Below are 20135 nucleotides of genomic sequence, written 5' to 3'. Positions count from 1 at the left end.
GCTGCTTCACTCACATCCTTGCTTTGCCGAGGGTTACATTCCCATCTCTTTGATACCACGCAGCTCCTTCTTCAGGTCCGCGATCTCATCGCGCAGCCGCCCAGCCAACTCAAACTTTAGCTCCCGGGCCGCCGCCCCCATCTGTGCGGTGAGATCGTCGATGAGTTTTTGCACCTCATCGGCCGGCATGTCCTTGGTTCGGGGGCGCTCCACCGTGGCCGCAGAGCCACCATCGCCCTCCCCGCGTTCGTAAACCTGGTCCAGGATATCCGCGATCTTCTTGCGCAGCGGCTGCGGGTCAATGCCGTGTTCCTCGTTGTACGCAATCTGCTTGGCGCGGCGCCGCTCCGTCTCATCGAGGGCGTACTGCATGGAGTCGGTCACGGAATCGGCGTACATAATCACGGCGCCGGAGACGTTACGGGCGGCGCGGCCGATGGTCTGGATCAGCGAGCGCTCCGAACGCAGGAAGCCCTCCTTATCCGCGTCGAGGATCGCCACCAGGGAGACCTCCGGCAGATCCAGGCCCTCGCGCAGGAGGTTGATGCCCACCAGGACGTCATACTCCCCCAGGCGCAATTGGCGCAGCAATTCCACGCGCTGCAAGGTATCAATATCGGAATGCAAATACCGCACCCTAATCCCATTTTCCAGGAAGTAATCCGTGAGATCCTCGGCCATCTTCTTGGTCAGGGTGGTCACCAGCACGCGCTCTTCCCTGCGGGTGCGGGTGCGAATCTCCTCCATGAGGTCATCTATCTGCCCCCTGGTGGGGCGCACGTCGATGGTGGGGTCCACCAGGCCCGTGGGGCGAATCACCTGCTCCACGAACTCCCCGCCGGAGGCCGCCATCTCATAGTCGCCGGGGGTGGCGGAAAGGTAGACCGTCTGCCCCACCCGATCCTCGAACTCATCGAAGGTGAGGGGGCGATTATCCACCGCCGAGGGTAGGCGAAAACCAAATTCCACGAGGTTGCGCTTGCGCGACATATCGCCCTCGTACATGCCGCCGATCTGCGGCACGGTCACGTGGGACTCGTCGATGATGGTGAGGAAGTCCTCCGGGAAGTAGTCGATGAGCGTGGCCGGGGCGGAGCCGGCCTCCCGGCCGTCGATGTGGCGCGAGTAGTTCTCAATCCCGGAGCAGAACCCCACCTGCTCGATCATCTCCAGGTCATACTCCGTGCGCATGCGCAGCCGCTGGGCCTCCAGGAGCTTGCCCCGATTTTCCAGATCCGCCAGGCGCTCGGAAAGCTCGATCTTGATCTCCGAGACCGCCTTTTCCATGCGCTCCGGGCCCGCCACGTAGTGCGTGGCGGGGAAGATCCGCACCTGGTCCACCTTGCGGATCTCCTCCCCCGTCACCGGGTGAATGTAATACAGGGAGTCCACCTCGTCCCCGAAGAACTCCACCCGCACCGCCACCTCCTCGTAGGCCGGAATGATGTCCACGGTATCGCCCTTCACCCGGAAGGAGCCCCGCGCCAGAGCCACGTCATTGCGGTCATACTGAATATCCACCAGGAGGCGCAGAAAGCGATCCCGCTCAATCTCCTCCCCCACCTGGAGCACCGCGGAGCGATCCAGATACGATTGCGGCGTGCCCAGGCCATAGATGCAGGACACGGAGGAGACCACCACCACGTCGCGGCGGGATAGCAGCGAGGAGGTGGCGCGGTGGCGCAGCCGCTCCACATCCTCATTAATGGAGGAATCCTTTTCAATATAGGTATCCGTCTGCGCGATATACGCCTCCGGCTGGTAATAATCGTAATAACTCACAAAGTATTCCACCGCGTTATTGGGCAATAACTGGCGCAGCTCATTGGCCAACTGCGCGGCCAGCGTCTTATTAGGCGCCATCACCAGCGTGGGGCGCTGCTGTTTTTCTATGAGCCAGGCCGCCGTGGCGGACTTGCCCGTGCCCGTGGCGCCCATGAGCACCACATCGCGCTCGCCCTTGCGCAGGCGCTCGTCAAGCTCCTTAATCGCGGTGGGCTGATCGCCCGCGGGCTCGTACTCGGAAACCACCTCAAAGGGCTTATCCGAGCGCTCAATATCGCCCACGGGGCGAAACTCTGTGTGGGACAAGACGGGGTGTTCAGCAGCAAAAGCCATGCCCGCAATGGTACCCGCTAACTCAGGGCGGATAGCCTCTCCACCAGGGCCGCCACCTGCTCCTCTAATTCCTCCAGCGTGCCGTTATTATCCAGAAGCACGTCGGCGGCCTCGCGGCGCGCGGCGTCATTGATCTGCGCGGCCATGCGGCGGCGCGCGTCCGCCTCCTCGATGCCTCGCCCACGCAGGCGCTCCACCCGGATATCCGGTTCCGCGTCCACCACCACGGTCATATCCATGCCCCGGTGCAGGCCCTTGTCCACCAGCAGCGGCATGTCATAGATCACCACCGACTCCCCGGCCCGCTCGGCCTCGGCAAAGCGCCGGGCGGTCTCGGCCTCGATGCGCGGGTGCATGATGCCGTTGAGCAATTCCGTCTGCTCGGCAGCGGCAAAGGCCCGCTGCGCCAGGGCCGCGCGGTGCAGGGAACCATCAGGATTGATGATCTCCGGCCCGAAGGCCTCCGCCAGCGCCCCCAGGGCAGGCTGGCCGGGCTCTACGATGTCGTGCGCGATCTGATCGGCGTCCACCACGGGGTAGCCCGCCCGGGCCAGCGCCTGCGCCACCGTGGATTTCCCGCTGCCTATGCCTCCGGTGAGTCCCACCTTTTTCATCGCCTAGACCGCCCCCGTCGTCTCTGCTTCCTTGACCGCCACCGCGATCAACTCCGCGCCGGGCTCCACGTTCCCGGAGGCGCGCACCGCCTCCACCGCGCCGAACTTCTTATGATTGGTCACCAACACGGGCGTGATAGGGCTGTACCCGGCGGCCTCGATGGCGGCGCGATCAAAGCGCACCAGGGGCTGCCCCGCCGCCACCTGATCCCCCTTGGCCACCAGCAGCTCAAAGCCCTTGCCCTCCATGTTCACGGTGTCCACGCCGATGTGAATCAGCACCTGCACGCCGCCGCTGAGCTTCAGGCCAATGGCATGGCCCGTGGGGAAGGCCGCCATGACCTTCGCCTCCGCCGGGGCCACCACCGTGTCCCCGGTGGGGTCGATCGCCACGCCCTGCCCCACCGCGCCGGCGGCAAAGGCGGCATCCGGGACGTCGCTTAGCGGCACCACCCGCCCCGCCAGCGGAGCGGCGATGCTTATCGACGCCCCCTGCGGCCGCGGGCTGGCTGCGGCGATGCGCTGTTCCTCCGCCTCATTGGCGGCGTCGAGTTCCGCGGCGATCTGGGCGCGCATGTCCTCGCGCTCCTGCTTGGTGCGATAATCCAGGGCCAGGGTGAGCAGCAGAGAGGTGATAAAGGCCGCGCCGATGCCCAGCGTGTACCCCAGCCAGGGATCCATCGCGGTGATGGTGAGCAGGGAGGTGAACACAAAGGCATAGGCCTTGACGTCGAAGATGCCCACGATGATGCCGCCCACGAGGCAGCCCGGCAGCAGGCGCCAGTAAGACTTGCGGAAGCGCAGCAGCACGCCGTACAGGCTCGGCTCCGAGATGCCTCCCAGCAGGCCGGCGAACATGCCACCGGCGGAAACCTGCCGCATGGGCTTGTTGCGCTCCTTGATCGAGAGAATCAGCACGCCCGTGATCACGCCAAAGCACGCAAAGTTCCAGGCACCCATCGGGCCCTGAATGAAGTCATAGCCCAGGGTATTGATATTGACGATCATGATGGCGTTGAGCGGCCAGTGCAGGCCCAGTGGAACCAGGAAGGGGTACAGGAGCGGAATGACCACCGCCAGGATGAAGGGCGAGAGATCATTAAGCCAGAAGAGCCCCTGGGCGATCGCGTTGCCCAAACCAATTCCCACCGGCCCCATGATGAAAGCCGTGGCGGGAATGAGAATCAGCAGGGAAAGGAAGGGCACAAACACCATGTGCACGGCCGTCGGAATGATCTTTTTGAGCCCCTTTTCCACGAAGAACAGCGCGATGGCCGCCAGCAGAGGCGGGAACACCTGTCCACCATAATCCTGGATGGTCATGGGCAGGCCAAACACATCCACCTGGTACTGCATCGCCCCCTCCACGGAGGTGGGGATCTCCCTGGCCACGTCTTTTAGTCCGATGAACTCCGGGGTGAGCAGGGCCGCGGGAATCGCCGCTCCCACCCACTCGTTAGCGCCCAGCTTCCGCGCCGCGGTGGCCCCCACCATGATCGGCAGGAAGTAGAACACCGAGCGCCACATGGCGTGCAAGAACTGGTAGGTGGGAGGCTGCTCGCTCATGGGAGCGCGGAAGTCCTGCCAACCCAGGGCATTATCCGCGAGCACCAGCATGGTGATAATCAGCGAGGCGCCCAGCAGCGCCCACAGGACGGGCCGGAAGGTGTCCGAGAGGAACTCGAAGGAATAATCAATCCAGGAGTACTTCCCCCGAACGCCCCCGTATTCCTTGGCGTTCTTGGCGGTGGATGCCTTTCCCTCGCTGCCTCCCCCGGCAGCCATCGCGGGATCGCGCATGATCTCCGCGTAATAATCCGCCACGCCACCGCCCATGATGACCTGAAGGCCGGTGTTCCCCTGTTTGACCACGCCCAACACGGCGGGGTCCTTTTCCAGGGCGGCCACGTTCACCTGGCTTTGATCGTGTAGCTGAAAGCGCAGGCGCGTGGCGCAATGCGTGAGAGACGAGACGTTAGCGGCACCACCGATTTCCGTGATGATGTGCTGGGACGTCGTCGCCGTGTTGGAGGACATAAGGTGGTCACCTTTCCACAAAACGACACAAGTATGACCACATCATAGAACTTCCGATGATCCCGTGAAAAGAACCGAAAACCGCCCGCCCCGGCGGTCATTCGCGGGGTCGGGCGGTAACGGGCTAACTATGCGTTAGTTACCAGCGAGCTTCTCGCGCAGGGCGGCGAGCTGCTCATCGGAAGCCAGGGAACCGGCCTCGGTGTCCTGAGATGCCGGAGCCGCATCCTGGGACTCGGAGGAGTAGTTGGTGGCATCCTTCTCGGCGGCCTCAGCGGCGGCGGCACGGTGACGCTCGATCTGCGCGGAGTGCAGCTGGAAGCGGCGCTCGGACTCGGCGTAACGAGCCTCCCAGGCCTGACGTTGCTCGTCGTAACCCTCAAGCCACTCGTTGGTCTCCGGATCGAAGCCCTCGGGGAAGATGTAGTTACCCTGCTCGTCGTAGGAGTCGGCCATGCCGTACTTGGAGGGATCGAAGTCCTCGGTGAAGTCCTCGTCTGCCTGCTTGAGCGAGAGGGAGATGCGACGACGCTCCAGGTCGATGTCGATGACCTTGACCATCGCCTCCTCGCCCACGTTGACCACCTGATCGGGCACATCCACGTGGCGCTGGGCCAGCTCGGAGATGTGCACCAGACCCTCGATCCCCTCGTCCACGCGGACGAACGCACCGAAGGGCACCAGCTTGGTGACCTTGCCGGGGACGATCTGGCCCACGGCGTGGGTGCGGGCGAACACGCGCCACGGATCTTCCTGGGTGGCCTTGAGGGAGAGGGACACGCGCTCGCGATCCAGATCCACGTCCAGAACCTCGACGGTGACCTCGTCGCCCACCGTGACCACCTCGGAGGGGTGATCGATGTGCTTCCAGGACAGCTCGGACACGTGCACCAGGCCGTCTACGCCACCAAGATCCACGAAGGCACCGAAGTTGACGATGGAGGACACCACGCCCTTGCGCACCTGCCCCTTCTGGAGCTGGTGCAGGAACTCGGAGCGCACCTCGGACTGGGTCTGCTCCAACCAAGCGCGGCGGGACAGCACCACGTTGTTGCGGTGCTTGTCCAGCTCGATGATCTTGGCCTCGATCTCGCTGCCGATGTAGGGCTCCAGGTCGCGCACGCGACGCATCTCCACCAGGGAGGCCGGGAGGAAGCCGCGCAGCCCGATGTCCAGGATAAGGCCGCCCTTGACGACCTCGATGACGGTACCGGTAACCGGCTCGTCATTCTCCTTGAGCTGCTCGATGGTGCCCCAGGCACGCTCGTACTGGGCGCGCTTCTTGGACAGGATCAGGCGGCCTTCCTTGTCCTCCTTGGTGAGGACCAGGGCGTCGATCTCATCGCCGATCTGCACGACCTCATCGGGATCAACATCGTGCTTGATGGACAGCTCGCGCGAGGGGATCACGCCCTCGGTCTTGTATCCGATGTCAAGCAGAACCTCATCGTGATCCACCTTCACCACGGTGCCCTCAACGATGTCACCATCGTTGAAGTACTTGATGGTCTGATCAACCGCAGCGAGGAAATCCTCAGCGGAGCCAATGTCGTTGATGGCTACCTGAGGGACGTTGGTGTTGGGCATATGTTCTTGTGCTCCGAAGGTAAGATAGGAACTAGAAAGCGGACAGGTGCACATGTCTCTTAAAAGATGCAGGCCGAGCCTGGTCTTTTAATCCCGTATCCGGCATAGCCCCGCCCGCCTATCGCGGCGAACATATACCAGAACTTAGACATGCTTTCCTCAGCATACCGCCATAGCACAGAACAATCAAATACCGCTAGTGCGCCGCCTCCTCCCAGTTCCGACCCACCCCCACGGATACCTCCAGCGGAACCCGCAGGTTGATGGCCTGACCCATCTCTCGCTCCACGATCTCGCGCACCTGATCGAGTTCCCCAGGAGCCACCTCCACCACCAGTTCATCATGCACCTGTAGCAGCACCCGCGAGGCCACCCCCGCCTGCATCAAAGCGCGATCCACCCGAATCATGGCCACCTTGATAATATCCGCAGCCGTGCCCTGAATCGGCGCATTCAGCGCCGCGCGCTCGGCGTTCTCCCGCGCCACCCGGTTGGTGGAGGACAACTCCGGCAGGTATCGACGCCGCCCAAACAGCGTGGAGGTATAACCATCACGACGCGCCTGCTCTACCACCTCGTCAAGGTAGCGCTTCACTCCGCCAAAGCGCTCGAAGTACGCCTCCATGATTCGCTTGGCCTCCCCCGCCGGAATCCCCAACTGCTGGGAGAGACCATAAGCGGAGAGCCCGTAGACCAGGCCATAGGACATCGCCTTGACCCGGCGGCGCAGTTCCGGCGTCACGCCGTCGATAGGCACATCAAAGACCTTGGCACCCACGTAATTGTGCAGATCCTCCCCCTTGCTATAGGCCTCGATGAGGCCGGGGTCCTGGGACAGATGCGCCATCACGCGCATTTCAATCTGGGAGTAATCCGCCGTAAGCAGCGTTTCATAGCCCTCACCCACCCGGAACGCGGAGCGGATCTTGCACCCCGCGTCCGTGCGCACCGGGATATTTTGCAGGTTCGGACCGGTGGAACTGAGCCTACCGGTAGAGGCCACCGTCTGATTAAAGGTGGTGTGAATCCGCCCATCCGGCCCCACCGCCTTAATCAGGCCCTCCAGGGTGGTCTTGAGCTTTTGATATTCGCGGTGCGCCAGCAGGTGATCCAGGAAGGGGTGCGGGTGATTAACGGCGAGTTGCTCGATCTCCTTGGCTGCGGTGGAATAACCCGTCTTGGTTTTCTTGGTTTTAGGCAGGCTCAGAGTATCAAAGAGCACCACCTGCAACTGCTTGGGGCTGGAGAGATTTAGCTCGGGATCGTCGGCCAATTCCCGCGCGGCGGCCACCTCCTGATCGACCTGTTCCACAAAGTCCGCGAGTTGCTCATTGAGCGTGGACGTATCCACCGCCACGCCCGCGCGTTCCATACGCTCCAAAATGCCGGTGAGCGGAATCTCTAAGTCCTCATACAACTCATAGGCCTGAATATCCTGCAATTCCTCCGCGAGCAGCGCCGATAATTCCAGCACCGCCAGGGCGGCATTCACCGGCCCCGCCTCTAAACTGCGCTTGGCGTGGCGCTGATACACCTCATCGAGGGCATAGGTGCGCTGACCGGGCCGTAGCAGATAGGCCGCAAGCAGAGTGTCATGCGCTACCCCGCGCAGCCGGAAACCACGCTCATGCAACTGGCGCGCCATCTCCTTGGCCCCATGCACATACTTCGCCGCATCAGAACCCAGCCAATCCGCCAATTCCCCCTCCTGCGCCGGGGATAAATCCGCAAGATCCAGAGCCACCGCCTCGTACTCCGAGCTCACGCAGGCCAGTTTCTCCTCGCCGTCAAAGGCCAGGGCCACCCCGGAGCGCCCCCGCAGCCATTCCACTCCCGACGCCACCAGGGTGACCTGTGGGGTATCGTCCTGCGGCACCGGCTCGCCACCGACCGTGGGCAAGGCACCTAAAACCCGGCCGCGCAACTGCGCACCAAACTCTAACTCATCGAAGATCTCCGCAGTCTTGGCCACGTCTACCGGCCGCAGTTCCAACTGCTCCACCGTCACGTCCAGGGAAACATCGCGCACCATCTGCGTTAATTCCCGGTTCATGCGCACCTGATCCAGGCGCTCCCGGAAATTATTACCGGCCTTGCCCTTGATCTCCTCCGCGTGTTCCAGCAGATTAGCCAGGGTGCCGTACTCACGTATCCACTTCTGCGCCGTCTTCTCCCCCACCCCTGGGATATTGGGAAGATTATCGGAAGGGTCACCGCGCAAGGCCGCAAAATCGGGGTACTGCTCCGGGGTAAGGCCGTATTTCTCCTCAATGGCCCGAGGCGTAAAACGATCCAACTCGGAAACGCCCTTGCGCGGATACAGCACCGTCACGGATTCCGTGACCAGCTGATAATAATCCCGATCTCCCGTAACAACGCGGGTATCAAAGTCCTCCGGGGCCGAGGTGACCAGAGTGGCGATGATGTCATCGGCCTCGTAATTCTCCTGGGTCATGGTGACAATCCCCAGGGTATCGAGCACCTTTTGAATCAAGGCCACCTGACCCCTAAACGCCTCCGGGGCGGACTCACGCTGCGCCTTGTACTCCGGGAACATCTCCGTGCGGAAGGTGGAACGGCCCACATCAAAGGCCACGCCCAGGTGCGTGGGCTGCTCCTCCTTGACCAGGTTGGCCAGCATGGACAAAAAGCCGTACACGGCGTTGGTGTGCTGGCCGCCCGCCGTGGAGAACTTCTCCACCGGGAGAGCATAAAAGGCGCGGAAGGCCATCGAATGGCCGTCGATAAGCAACAGGCGTGAGGACATGCCCACGAGTGTAGAGGCGCGGATGTGGGACGGGTGGGGCGGCATGCGATTTCCTTCGCGCGGGCGCGGTGGTCTAAGATAATTCGGGCAAGCGCCCCCGTAGCCCAATTGGCAGAGGCAACGGATTCAAAACCCGTTCAGTGTGAGTTCGAGTCTCACCGGGGGCACTTTTCGTAACCCCAGGTTCTAGCAGGGAAAACACCCCGCAGCCTGGGGTTTCTTCATATCTACCCTTCGTGACGAATACGGCGAAACACGGTCAAATACGGCGAAAAACTGTCGCGCATGTCGTGGAATTGTCGTGGAATTGCACCCCGGGAACAGCCAGGCCAGCCCGCCTAGTCCAAATAGGCATGATCTTGATTGACGCTGATGATGGCCGCTGGCAGGCCGTGGGCACGCCCGCTGATCTGACCGCCGCGCTGATTGCCCGCCTACCCCGCGCGCTCGATAGTGACGGCCTCGCCGTGCTTGCCGCCCTAGTCGTGGGGTGTGAGGTCGGTGACGTAATCGTCGAGGTCGTGGATTCTGGCTATACTCACCACTAGGGAGATACCCTCCCGTAATTCCCCGCACCAACAGGGCTGAGCCCACTGTTCGGCTCCCCGGCTGATTCACCAGGATAGTGCCCTGCGTTAGCAGGGGTGAGCCGAAGTAACGCTACTGAGCAGACCCATTCCCCGCACACGCGGGATACCCCCGCGACGAAGATTTGGCTTTTGTCGATAGTTTCGACTCCTGTCGAGGGCAATTTTCGTAACCCCAGTTTCTAGCAGGGAAAATGCCCCGCGGACTGGGGTTTTATTGTTTCTGGGCCGTGTGACGAATACGGCGAAAAGCTGTCGCGCATGTCGTCAAATTGTAGTCAGATTATTTCGTCACTCATGCAGGGCTGACCACGCACTATGCAGCAAAAACCTTATACCCGCCCTCCCCTTGACCGATGTGTTCCAAGCTTCTACTATTGCCCTATCACCTATCCGCCATATCACTCCCAGGAGATCTCCATGCGCATGAAGCGTTTCATCGCTACCGCAAGCACAGCAGTAGCACTCACCTCTACGATGATCGCTCCCGCCCACGCTGAGGACACCATCGTCGGCCACGACCGTCCGGCCACCGACCAGCAACCTGTCTACGCCGAAAACACTGAAACTCCGACCGCACAGACCCCTTCCGATTTCGAACAGGCACAATTCGACCTTCGAAAGCAAGAACTCTCCACTGAGCAAGCCAAGCTCTCCATCGATTCCATCAAGACCATCCTGAAGGCCGTCCTCTTCTTCACCGGTGTTGGCATCCCCCTAACTCTCACGCTCTAAAAACAAACACTGAACAGGAACTAATATGCATGCAAAACGCTTCCTTACCGCTGCCACCGCAGCAGTAATCATCACCTCCAGCATGATCACCCCTGCCTACTCGGCAGAAGGTTCCAGCACACCCAACGAGGGCTCCACCCTCCCAGTCGACACCAGAGAATACAACGAACTGGATGTCACTCCAGAGCAAAAAGAAGAGCTAGTCAAGCGGAAAGAAGAACTCTCCACTGAGCAATCCAAGGTTTCTTTCGACGTAGTTAAGTCGATAACCCAAATCGCCTTGTTCTTCAGTGGTGTAGGAATCCCCGCCATGCCGCTACTTTCGGCTCTCTAAGTCGAGACAGAAGAGTATGGCCCCCACCCGCTAGGATGAGGGCCATCTTCATTGCTCAGAGATGAGCGCTCGCAGCACCTCCGGTACCGGCGGGCGCGCACCGACAGGAATTAAGGCTCGCAAGCCGACGATGTAATCCACCGCCTCCTGCACCTTCTCATCGGCCAGCTGGTAGGCTTCCTCCATACGAGCCAGGTGCCGCTTGAGGCGATCCTGCTCGGTCTCTAACTCCCGTAAGCGCTCACGTAACTCGCGGTTTTCTTCCCGGTAGTCGTGCTTGAGTTTATCCAGGTCTTTGACCATGGCCTGGTACTGGCTAGCCACGGTCTCCTCCCGGGCGGAGCGGCGCTGCCAAAACGCCACCACCAGCCCCGACGCTGCCGAGACTACGGCGATAATAACGCCCTCAGCGATCATCAGCCCCCACCTCCCTGTCTACCACCGGGGACAGGTCACCGCGCCCAAAAGCCCACGTCGCCAACAACGCCACCGCGATATAACTCAACGCCGTGACATAGCCACGCTCGGAGTCCCCCGACGCCCACGCCGCGATGTAGATCGCACCCCACAAGGTATGCAGCGCCACCAACACCCCCGTAGCCACCGGCAACCACCGCCTAGCCCCACACACCACGCACACCACCGCCAGTGCCCCCGCGATCAACCACAGCCCCGACCATGACCACAGCGGCAAAAACCTCTCCAGTGCGGGGATACGATGCCCCTCAGGAATCATCGACGGCACGTAACACACCCCGCGAATCAACACCGTGACCGCCAGCACTAGTACCCCGGGCCCCATCCGAGCGCAACCACCCCCACCGGGAAACCTCCTCACGCACAATCATCGTCAGTGCTCCCCCATCGGAGACACCGCCAAGCCCTCACGCTCATGGCTGACCACATCCACAGCCGGGGTAGAGGCCGCATCCTCCAAGCGCGTAGCCATCGACGGAGTAATTGCCCCCGGCGTCGCCGCATGCACCACCACCTGCAGCACACCCACCACCACGGCCAGGGCCACGGCCGCCGTTGGTGGCCACTCCGTCGCCTGGGCGGCCACGAGATTGACCATCTGGAGGATCGTACCCGCCACCGCAGCGATGGTGTCTTTACGGCGGGTAAACCACGGCTGGGTCTCCAGCGCGGCCGCCACGGCCTGCGAAATCGTCGCACTCATCCTCTTCTCCTTATCCTTGCTACTTCTTCTGCGCTCGGTCTGCGGCGATGGCCTCGGCGATAATCTGATCCGCATCCAGGCCCACCTTCGCGGCAATGGCCTTAACCACCTGCAACATCGACCAGGTATTGAGGTCCTGCACCGCCATCAGCGCGCGCGGGTGAAACTCCACGGCCAGGTTCACCACCGAACGGATCGGCTGGTCCCAGCTCGCCACCACATCACGGGCCGCCTGCGCCGCCAACTTCGCGTCCTTGAGCGCAGCCACTAGCCCCTCAATCTCAGCAAGCACGTGTGTATGCGTGACATCGGCCTTCTTAGCGACCTCACCGTCCACATAGCGCTTATTGACCACCGAGTTATCTGGGGTTCGCGCCCCTTGTGTCGCAGCGATTTGTATAGCACCATCGCGGGCCTTCATGCCTGGTGAGCCATACACAGAGATCTTCCCCGCGCTGTCCATCTTCACTAGCAGGTTGCGGTCTTGCCTCAACCCAATATTGTAGGTCGAGTCGATGATCTCGCTACTGCGATGCCGATGTGCAGTATCGGCCTTACCCGCTAGCCCCTCGGCCACCTCCGCCTTGGTGGCCTTAGCATCAATCTCACTACGCACCTGCGGGCTAATCCCCGACGTAGCCGTAGAGGCCGCCTGCACCGCCCGGTCCGCCTCCGCCTTCGAGCGATCCGCCTGGGTGCCCGAGCGGGCAGCCGCCGCCTCCGCAGCCCGCTTCGCAGCAACCACTGCTTCGGCAGTGCCGATACGACCCGCACCCTCTACCGCCCGGCGGGCGGCTTCTTCCGATCGATCCGCTGCTGTGGTGGCGCGGGTGGTCTCCCCTGCTGCCTGAGTGACAGCCTCCCCGGCTTGGGTGGCAGAGGTGGCGGCGTCGCGGGCGGCTTTCTCGGCGGCATACTGTCCCTGGGCAGCGTGATTAGCGGACTGCTCGGCGCGAGTCTCGGACGCCTTCGCCGTAGTGGCGGATTGCTCTGCCCGCTTCGCCGCTGCGTCAGCCTCAGTAGCGGACTGCCCAGCCTGAGTAGCCGACGCAGCAGCCTGATCGCGGAGGGTAGCGATCCCATCGCTGGCAGCCTTGGCCTGGTTGGCGGCGGTGCGGGCCTTATTACGGGAGGCCTCCGCGCGGTGGGCGGCGGCCTCGGCCTTGGCTTGGGCTTTCTGCACCTCGGAGACGATCTCCGGCTCCCAGCGGTAATTTCGCTCAATCAAATCCCGCAGCGTCACGCTCCCCGAAGTCGGGATCAGCACATCAAAAGGCCGCGAATCTACCGACGTACCGACCCGGAAAATCACCTGGCATGGGCCAGGCTCAAGACTGACACTAGCCCTACCATCTTCCAGGGTGACTGTCACCGCTCTGGGCGTGATGATCTGATCTGCGGTACCCGGACGCAGCCTCGGGGCACGAAAGATGACCTTATCCCCGTACTGCGGTGCACGCTGGAACACGTCACGCGCATTAATCTTTACTGTTGCTACCATCACAACTCCTTGTTGATCACTCTGGTGGACGCGGTGGCCCTTGCACCGGGTCTGGTGGTATCTGTGAGGATTCCGCACCTGTAGAACCGGAAACTTCACGGCTAATATGCTGGACAACAAGCCTGTTCCATTCCGGCCCCCAAAGACAGTGCGGCCAATTCCTAAGCTCATCAGCTCTACTTGAACCAAATAGCCGGATGCGGGGACGACTACTGACGACACCAGCGTTTGCGTCAAGCGGTTATTAGAGGTCACCGTGGCACGCTGGGAGGAGTACACCCGGCCCTGCTGGTCTTTGACAACCACCCGCCACTCCATTTTTCCGGTGACAATAATTGCCGCTTCAGCGGTTAACTGCGCGCGGATATCCCACAGGCCTTTATCCTCAAGGCGTATACCATCGGCCTCCAAGTGGCAGCCCCGCATCGGCCCAATCTGAGTACGAAAAGGCATGACCCCTGTTTGATCAAAACCAGTGAGTCGCCCCATATACGCACTTCCGTAGTCCAGCAGCGGAGAAAGTAAATCAGTGCGCTGATTTAACTCCGCTTGCCCATCACGGAACTCTTGGCCGACGCGCTCTAGGCGCTCGAACCCGAAGATCGAGCGCACCCCGGAGAGGACATCGGCAATACCGTCTACGAACTTAGTTACGAATTTGCCTTTGACCTGGTTAAAGAGGTTATCTGCGGGGGCGCGCAGGCGGCGCTTAATAGCCTCCTCATTCATCCCCTGGAGTGCTGCGAGGCCGGACGCCCCGTAGCCTCCCTCGGGGATACCCTGCTGTGGTGCGGTCATTACATACCTTTCTTTCGTCGCTCTAGTGCAGCCTCCACGGCCGCAACTTCCGCTTCAGACAGCGCGGAGAGGTCTACCTCCGGGGTGGGGGTGGTGGCCTCGGAGATGGGGACCCAGGCCACTCCCCCGGCCATAAACGCGGTGTGGGCGTCCTCGCTGGCGGTGATTTCTTGGAGGTCTGGGTGGTGACGGAAGCCACAGCACCATAGGTGCTCGGAGATGAACTGCAGCGCCATCAACGGCAGCACCAGCGGGGTTCCCTGCTCATCAATCGGCACCGGGGAGAGTGCCCAGACAGCGTGCTCGCGGGGGTCGGTCATGTTGGCCTTGGCTTGGGAGATTGCAGGCACTTTTACATCACTCCTATATCGTGCAGGATTCCGAAGAACCGCTTGGATTGGTCAAGGGCGCGCGCCAGCGGGGACTGATCCACACGCGGGTCACCCACGGTGAGCTGGAAAGCGGGGGCGGCATCACGCCCCCAGCCCATCGAGATTTCCTGTACCTGCTCGACAACGACACGCCCACCGGGGACTCCCTGCATCTGGATGCCGATACGGTCACCGAGCCAGAAATGCCCCTGCCCCCGATCTCCCAGGAGGTAGGGCCCCGCGTCCCCAATGCTGACCTCGTGCTTGGTGCGTGAGCGGGTCTGCCAGAATCCCTCGCGCATGGCGACCACTCCAGATAAGGACCAGGCGGATTCGCCGCCCTCAGCGCGGGACTCGTGGTAGTGAGACCACCCCGCCTTAGCGGTGCGTACCGGGGATTTAATCGCCCCCCAAGCTAGGAAGATGTCCTCGTAGAGGGGCTTGAGCGCGGTGTCCGCGATGGTGCCCAAGGTGGGCATGAAAAAGATCGCGCCAAGGACGTTGCCCACCAGCTGTACCGAGAGGCTCACGGACTCATTGACCCCGAAAATGGACTTGCCGCCAGCCACAATGCTGGTGGCGGTGGCGGGCTCATGCGTCCACTTTGCCGAGTCAATCGGGCTGTACTGCCCATCGCGGTAGACCACCCACGGCTGGGCGGGCTTCGTGCCCAACCACTTGGACACAGAGTATTCCGCAGGCTCCGGCGGGGAGGCCACCACCGTGATGAAGTCATCGACGAGGTTATCCGCCAGGCGGGTAGAGGTGCGTAGCATACCGCCGAAGATGGTGCCGCCGAACGCCGTGGTCTCGAACACGCCGGATTTATCCACCACGTCCACGATGAGTTGGCCGTTGCGCAGCGGCCCAATCCACCCTGTGGGTTTCTCATCGCCCTCTAACCAGCGGCGACACTCCACCATAAGCCCAGCGTCCTCCAAGATAGGCTCAGCGACCTCCCGCCAGGTATTCATCCGGGAGGACAGGATGCACCATTGGGAATCGTCCATGAGCAGCGATCCTGGTGCCACGGCGATACTCCAGTTCCAGGGGGTAACACCCTCAAACCAGGTGCGCGGGTCAAGGGGATCATCGGGTAGTTGCCAGAAGTTCCCGTGCAGGCGGATAAGGTTAAGGAAGAGGATCAGTTTCAGCATGTAGCGCGAGGGGCCTGCCAGCACGAAGTGCTTCGGCCACTGCACCCCCGCAGGCAAAAACGGGTTTGGCCAGCACAACACGTGGTCGAGTTCTTTAAGGTCATGCAGGAACGTGATCTCTACGGTGCGCGTCCCATCGGAGCCTTTGACCAGGGAGACTGATTGCATTCGCCCGCCCCAGCGCGCACCCCGAAAATCAGCGGTGATGTGGATATTCTCGGTCTTGCGGCCCCATACGTCCAGCGCCCACACCGCCAGGTGGTGAGTGGCGGGCAGCACAATGAGACCACTGCCGACGTCGTTGAGCTTGAAGGAGAAACTCGCCTCGATTTCCCCGGAGACCCGCCCGCGCAGTACCCAGTCGCCGTCCCACAGGCGCACAAATGACTTCTGGCGACGGTGTGCATCGCGTGCCTCGCGGTGGCGCAGCGCTGCCTGCCAAATCGTCTCCATGCGTGCAACGAAATCCGATGAGTACTCACCCATCACGCGCCACCTCCAGCTCCATGCCAAACGCCGATGTCCATTTCCGTTCCACCCGCACCTGCACCCCGGCCCCGGCCATCGTGTTCAGCGACCCCCAGGAGTAGGCCCACGTATCGGCCACCAGTTTGCCGATGGTGGCGCGGGTCAGCACCCGGCTGATCGTCTGCGCCATCTCCGCAGCCGCCTCCCCCAGCCCACCGAAGATGCCGCCTGCACGGCGCACTGCCTCATCAATCTTGTCCGCCAGATCATCCGGGGTCATCGCCAAAACCCGCGACCCGGACAACGGGTCCATGACCACAGTCATTGCCTCCGCGCACAGCACCAGGAAATCCGTGGGAATGGAAAACGGAATTTGGAGCGTACGCCACAGATTAGGCAGCCACGGCAACGGATTGACCGCCACCGGCACCTCCGTAGGTGGGGTGCGCGGCGGAATCGGGTAGGTGAAAAACTGCCCATTCATGCGCGCCCACCACTGCGGCCCCTCCGGCAACAACCGCCGAAGCAACCCCGCCAGATCATCGACGAGGTTCTCCGGCTCCGTCTCGATGGCAACCACCTGCTCGACCATCGGGTCCGTATCGACCAGCACGTGCTGCTTATACGACTGGAACGGCATGGTGATTCGGCGTTTGCGGTGTTCATAGCCGGGGAAACCGCCCCGGGTTTCGAACGAAAAATCCGGCAAGATCAACGACGCCGGGCCAGTGCACACCCACTTCGGCCAAGCAGGAACATCGGTGGGATTCGACACGGTGACATGACCGTGCCAGCGATTCCCATTAAACTCCCAGCCAGTCACATCTACCCCCGACGAAAACAACGGGTCCCCCGCGCGCAGTTTCATCAAAATACCCGCGCGCCCCTGCACATGACCACCCAGCTGCCCCAAATAAATCTCCGGGGTCTCCGACATGCGGCACCGCAACTCACGCCGCCCCGCCGGAGTCGTCACCACCAACGTGGCATCCTCCCAGATCGACCAAGCGGTTAGCCACCGGCTATACACCGTCTCCCAATCCCTCAGCGGCGAATCCAGCAACGTCACCGGCAACGTAATATCCCGAGCAGAGAACTTAGCGTCAGCGAACGTGCCACCGATTTGATCCGCCGCCGAGGTCCACACCGTAGAAAACGCCGCATTCACCACGCCAACGAAACCAGGATCAAGCCATACCCCCTCACGGCCTGCACCTGGCCCGCTGATACGGAACTCCTCACCGTGGACACCGATCACATCAATAGCGATCTTTCTATCCGTCATATGCGAATCTCCTTCACTCATCAGCGAGACAGGCCAAAACCGGCAAATTCGCGGGCCTGGTGGTGCTTGACCACCTCGTAAGCGTCCGCCTTCGACCCCACATTGGTGATATAGGTAACCCCCCTGCGGGTGATCTCCGAGGCCCTAGCCGCACCCCCCACTAATTCACTACCCGCAGACCGGGCAGCCTCCGGCAACTTCGCCAGCGCGTCCCCCGGCAACGGCATATCCGGCAGCTCGTCCTGCACGGTATCAAAACCAGCATCGACCATGCGCCCACCGGCCTGAGCCACCTGGTCAATACCGATATTCGCCAGCAGCCCCGCGCCGCCAATCGCCTGCTGCCCATACACATCAGCCAGCGTGCCCGCCGTAGCAATCGCCATCTCCCCCGCAGGAATCAGACTCGACAAGGCCATCTGCGCCTGCGGCAACGCCTGCGCCAGGAACGGGGCCACCACAGCGCCCGCACCGGGAGCAACCGCATTGAGCACCGCACCGGCCGAGCCACCCACAGCATTGAGTGCATTGGACGTAAACGACACCCCGGAGTTGAGCGCGGCGGACGCCATCGACTCCATGGTGCCCACACCCGCACTCCACCCCTGGGAGGCCATCGACTCCAGCACACCGACACCATGACTGGCCCCATAGAAGCCAGCTCGATCCCGCCGTGCATGGCGTTACGACCCAACTCCATCACAGAACCCGCACCCAAAATCCCCGCAGCAAACGACGCCCAATCCTGCCCCTCGCCCTGCGGGGACTTCCCCTGCGCGGCGGTCTCCACCGCCTCCGGGACAGGTGCCAACCCGGACTCCTTCGCAGCCTGACCACCATCCGACAGCCCCACCGCCCCGGCCTGGGCCGCCTGAGACTTACCCTTAGCCTTCTCAATCGACGAGGCCAAAGAGCCCCGCGCAGACGTCATCGCACCGGGGATCGCGGCGCGGAATTGCTCCGCAGCGTCAAGCCACGCAGGCTTTTCGGTGGGGATACCCAAAAGCCCAGCCGCGTCCTCCAGATGGCCGGTGACCACCCCGTGAGCGAGATTGCCCATGACCTGGCTTGGCTCCAGGTTCGAGTAGGTCTCGAACGCGGACTTGCCGAGTGCCGCCCAGGGCCCGGCGAGGTGCCCTGCGGCGCGGGCCAGGGGGTTATCCCGTGTACCACGCACCGCATCACCTAGCAGCCCCACACCGTCGCGGTAGGACACGGCCAGTTCTTCGAGCGCATAAGGTACACGCTCTAGACCAGGCACGATGTCCTTGAATACGCCCAGTAGCCGGGAGAGGTCGTCCCACTGGTTGTAGGTAAGGACCGCTTCCGGCTTGCCGGAGAGATTCACCGCGAGGCTGCCATGCTGGAGCACCCCACCAGAATCATAGAGACCAGCCATAGCCTCCTCATTGACATCCACCTCCCCTGTCAAGGCTTCCTTGACCAGCTTGGGGATGTTCCTGATCGCGGAGAAGATAGTGCCCACGGTGTCCGCGAGCCCACCCACGGCCTCAGCGATCCCCCCAGCGAGGCCGTCACGGCCTTGGTCGTAGACGCCCTTGGGGAGATGGCCTGCCACTCCGGCGGCGGGGAGGGCAACATGCCCGTGATCGGCGCCATGATCTTATCCACCGCCCCGGAGAGCTTCTCCTCGATGATGGCCTTCATGCTCTCCACGCTGATGCCGCCCTCGCCACCGGACTCAAAAGCGCCATCCGCACCAATGGGCAGGTGGTATTGCATGGTAAAGGAACTGTGGTCGGCTCCGACCGCGCCGGGTCCGTACTTCACCATGCTGGGGCTACCACCGGACTCCACGTTGATCGCTGGGTAGTCACCAGCCGCCGACAGCGTACCGGCAGTGTGGCCACCATAAGGGCCGCCGTTGAAGATGCCCACCGAGAACCCCTGGCCAAGGCCAGGGACAAAGCCCTGAGCGCCCGGCGTTGGGAAGGACATCGTGGCCCAGTACCGCTGCCAGGGGTTGGTGCCCTGGATGACAGCGGCGATGGCGGCCATGAAGCCGGAGCAGTCAAACGACGTGCCCGGCCCAGTGGGGCCTGCCCACTGGTAGGGCTTGCCGTGCTGCGCCTTGGCGAACTCGTGGGCAGCAATGAGCTGTTTTTCCCACATGGGGCGAATCTCACCGCCGTCCTTGTACGCCGGGAGAAACAGTCCCGGAGCGGCCCCGGCCAAGTCCCCAGCGCTTTCGTCCGGGTGAGGCAAGACAGCCAGGCCACCCTGGCCGTCATAAGTGAAGCCGCGCCCGGTAGCAATGGCGTCACGCATGGCGTAGACCGCGCCGTGACCACCCATCGCCTGAACTTCAGCGGCGGTCATCATGTGCTCGCCGTTCGAGCCCCACATCAGCACATCGTCAGAGGTGCCGGTGCCGGGGCCCTTAATCTGGCCACCCGTGGCGTACCCGTCGATCCGCTTGGCCTCCTCCAATTCTCCGAGCTTGAGGACTCGGGCGATGAGGTTCCAGGCCTTGCGGATGCCGTTGTTGTACACCGTGTCGATCATGAAGTTGATCGGCTTCGCCATGAACCCGCGCAGCTTATCCCATGTGGAGCCGATGCCATCGACTACGCGA

The 20135-nt window shown here is 62.3% G+C and carries 17 protein-coding genes and 1 tRNA gene; 4 read left to right on the top strand and 14 right to left on the bottom strand.

Going from position 1 to position 20135, the window contains the following annotated elements:
• Nucleotides 1–33 precede the first annotated feature (33 nt).
• The 5 genes from uvrB to polA all read right to left on the bottom strand — a co-directional run bounded on the left by uvrB (nucleotide 34) and on the right by polA (nucleotide 9123).
• Nucleotides 34–2118, bottom strand: a complete 2085-nt coding sequence (gene uvrB, locus Cocul_RS09550; RefSeq protein ID WP_055123035.1) for an excinuclease ABC subunit UvrB — start codon at nucleotides 2116–2118, stop codon at nucleotides 34–36.
• A 17-nt stretch (nucleotides 2119–2135) separates the two neighbouring features.
• On the bottom strand, nucleotides 2136–2732 hold the full coding sequence (gene coaE / locus Cocul_RS09545; protein ID WP_055123034.1) for a dephospho-CoA kinase: 597 nt from the start codon (nucleotides 2730–2732) through the stop codon (nucleotides 2136–2138).
• 3 nt (nucleotides 2733–2735) lie between these two features.
• On the bottom strand, nucleotides 2736–4769 hold the full coding sequence (locus tag Cocul_RS09540) for a glucose PTS transporter subunit IIA (RefSeq protein WP_055123033.1): 2034 nt from the start codon (nucleotides 4767–4769) through the stop codon (nucleotides 2736–2738).
• 135 nt (nucleotides 4770–4904) lie between these two features.
• The gene (rpsA, locus tag Cocul_RS09535; protein ID WP_055123032.1) at nucleotides 4905–6356 is read right to left on the bottom strand and encodes a 30S ribosomal protein S1; all 1452 of its coding nucleotides are present in this window, start codon (nucleotides 6354–6356) and stop codon (nucleotides 4905–4907) included.
• A gap of 196 nt (nucleotides 6357–6552) precedes the next feature.
• Complete coding sequence (gene polA / locus Cocul_RS09530) at nucleotides 6553–9123, bottom strand: DNA polymerase I (RefSeq protein WP_055123098.1); 2571 nt, start codon at nucleotides 9121–9123, stop codon at nucleotides 6553–6555.
• A 93-nt stretch (nucleotides 9124–9216) separates the two neighbouring features.
• On the opposite strand from polA, the gene Cocul_RS09525 reads away from it, so the two are divergent.
• From Cocul_RS09525 to Cocul_RS09510, 4 genes are all read left to right on the top strand, one after another.
• A tRNA-Leu gene (locus Cocul_RS09525) sits at nucleotides 9217–9290 on the top strand.
• Between the two features lie 186 nt (nucleotides 9291–9476).
• Nucleotides 9477–9671 (top strand): hypothetical protein, encoded by a 195-nt coding sequence (locus Cocul_RS09520; RefSeq protein ID WP_055123031.1) that lies wholly within the window; start codon nucleotides 9477–9479, stop codon nucleotides 9669–9671.
• Nucleotides 9672–10136: 465 nt separating this feature from the next.
• Complete coding sequence (locus tag Cocul_RS09515; protein ID WP_245622193.1) at nucleotides 10137–10445, top strand: hypothetical protein; 309 nt, start codon at nucleotides 10137–10139, stop codon at nucleotides 10443–10445.
• A 25-nt stretch (nucleotides 10446–10470) separates the two neighbouring features.
• Nucleotides 10471–10779: a hypothetical protein gene (locus tag Cocul_RS09510; protein WP_055123029.1), complete on the top strand. Its 309-nt coding sequence runs from the start codon at nucleotides 10471–10473 to the stop codon at nucleotides 10777–10779.
• A gap of 48 nt (nucleotides 10780–10827) precedes the next feature.
• Here Cocul_RS09510 and Cocul_RS09505 read toward each other — a convergent pair whose 3' ends face one another.
• The 9 genes from Cocul_RS09505 to Cocul_RS09465 all read right to left on the bottom strand — a co-directional run bounded on the left by Cocul_RS09505 (nucleotide 10828) and on the right by Cocul_RS09465 (nucleotide 19046).
• Entirely contained in the window at nucleotides 10828–11196 is a 369-nt protein-coding gene (locus Cocul_RS09505) for a hypothetical protein (RefSeq protein WP_055123028.1), read from the bottom strand.
• Complete coding sequence (locus tag Cocul_RS09500) at nucleotides 11186–11581, bottom strand: hypothetical protein (protein ID WP_055123027.1); 396 nt, start codon at nucleotides 11579–11581, stop codon at nucleotides 11186–11188. The genes Cocul_RS09505 and Cocul_RS09500 overlap by 11 nt, the downstream gene beginning before the upstream one ends.
• A 48-nt stretch (nucleotides 11582–11629) precedes the next feature.
• Nucleotides 11630–11959 carry a hypothetical protein gene (locus Cocul_RS09495; RefSeq protein WP_055123026.1) on the bottom strand — a complete coding sequence of 110 codons (330 nt, stop codon included), beginning with the start codon at nucleotides 11957–11959 and terminating at the stop codon, nucleotides 11630–11632.
• Between the two features lie 19 nt (nucleotides 11960–11978).
• Nucleotides 11979–13202, bottom strand: a complete 1224-nt coding sequence (locus Cocul_RS12645; RefSeq protein ID WP_211257120.1) for a hypothetical protein — start codon at nucleotides 13200–13202, stop codon at nucleotides 11979–11981.
• Nucleotides 13203–14257: 1055 nt separating this feature from the next.
• Entirely contained in the window at nucleotides 14258–14608 is a 351-nt protein-coding gene (locus Cocul_RS09485; RefSeq protein ID WP_055123024.1) for a phage gene 29 protein family protein, read from the bottom strand.
• Nucleotides 14609–14610: 2 nt separating this feature from the next.
• Nucleotides 14611–16239, bottom strand: a complete 1629-nt coding sequence (locus Cocul_RS09480; protein ID WP_150114441.1) for a Gp37-like protein — start codon at nucleotides 16237–16239, stop codon at nucleotides 14611–14613.
• Between the two features lie 25 nt (nucleotides 16240–16264).
• Entirely contained in the window at nucleotides 16265–17539 is a 1275-nt protein-coding gene (locus Cocul_RS09475; RefSeq protein ID WP_055123022.1) for a hypothetical protein, read from the bottom strand.
• A 20-nt stretch (nucleotides 17540–17559) separates the two neighbouring features.
• Nucleotides 17560–17925 (bottom strand): hypothetical protein, encoded by a 366-nt coding sequence (locus Cocul_RS09470; protein WP_150114440.1) that lies wholly within the window; start codon nucleotides 17923–17925, stop codon nucleotides 17560–17562.
• Between the two features lie 14 nt (nucleotides 17926–17939).
• On the bottom strand, nucleotides 17940–19046 hold the full coding sequence (locus tag Cocul_RS09465; protein WP_055123020.1) for a hypothetical protein: 1107 nt from the start codon (nucleotides 19044–19046) through the stop codon (nucleotides 17940–17942).
• Nucleotides 19047–20135 lie beyond the last annotated feature (1089 nt).

It is taken from the genome of Corynebacterium oculi, assembly GCF_001412105.1.
Taxonomy (GTDB): domain Bacteria; phylum Actinomycetota; class Actinomycetes; order Mycobacteriales; family Mycobacteriaceae; genus Corynebacterium; species Corynebacterium oculi.
This window is presented reverse-complemented; position numbering and strand designations above follow the sequence as displayed.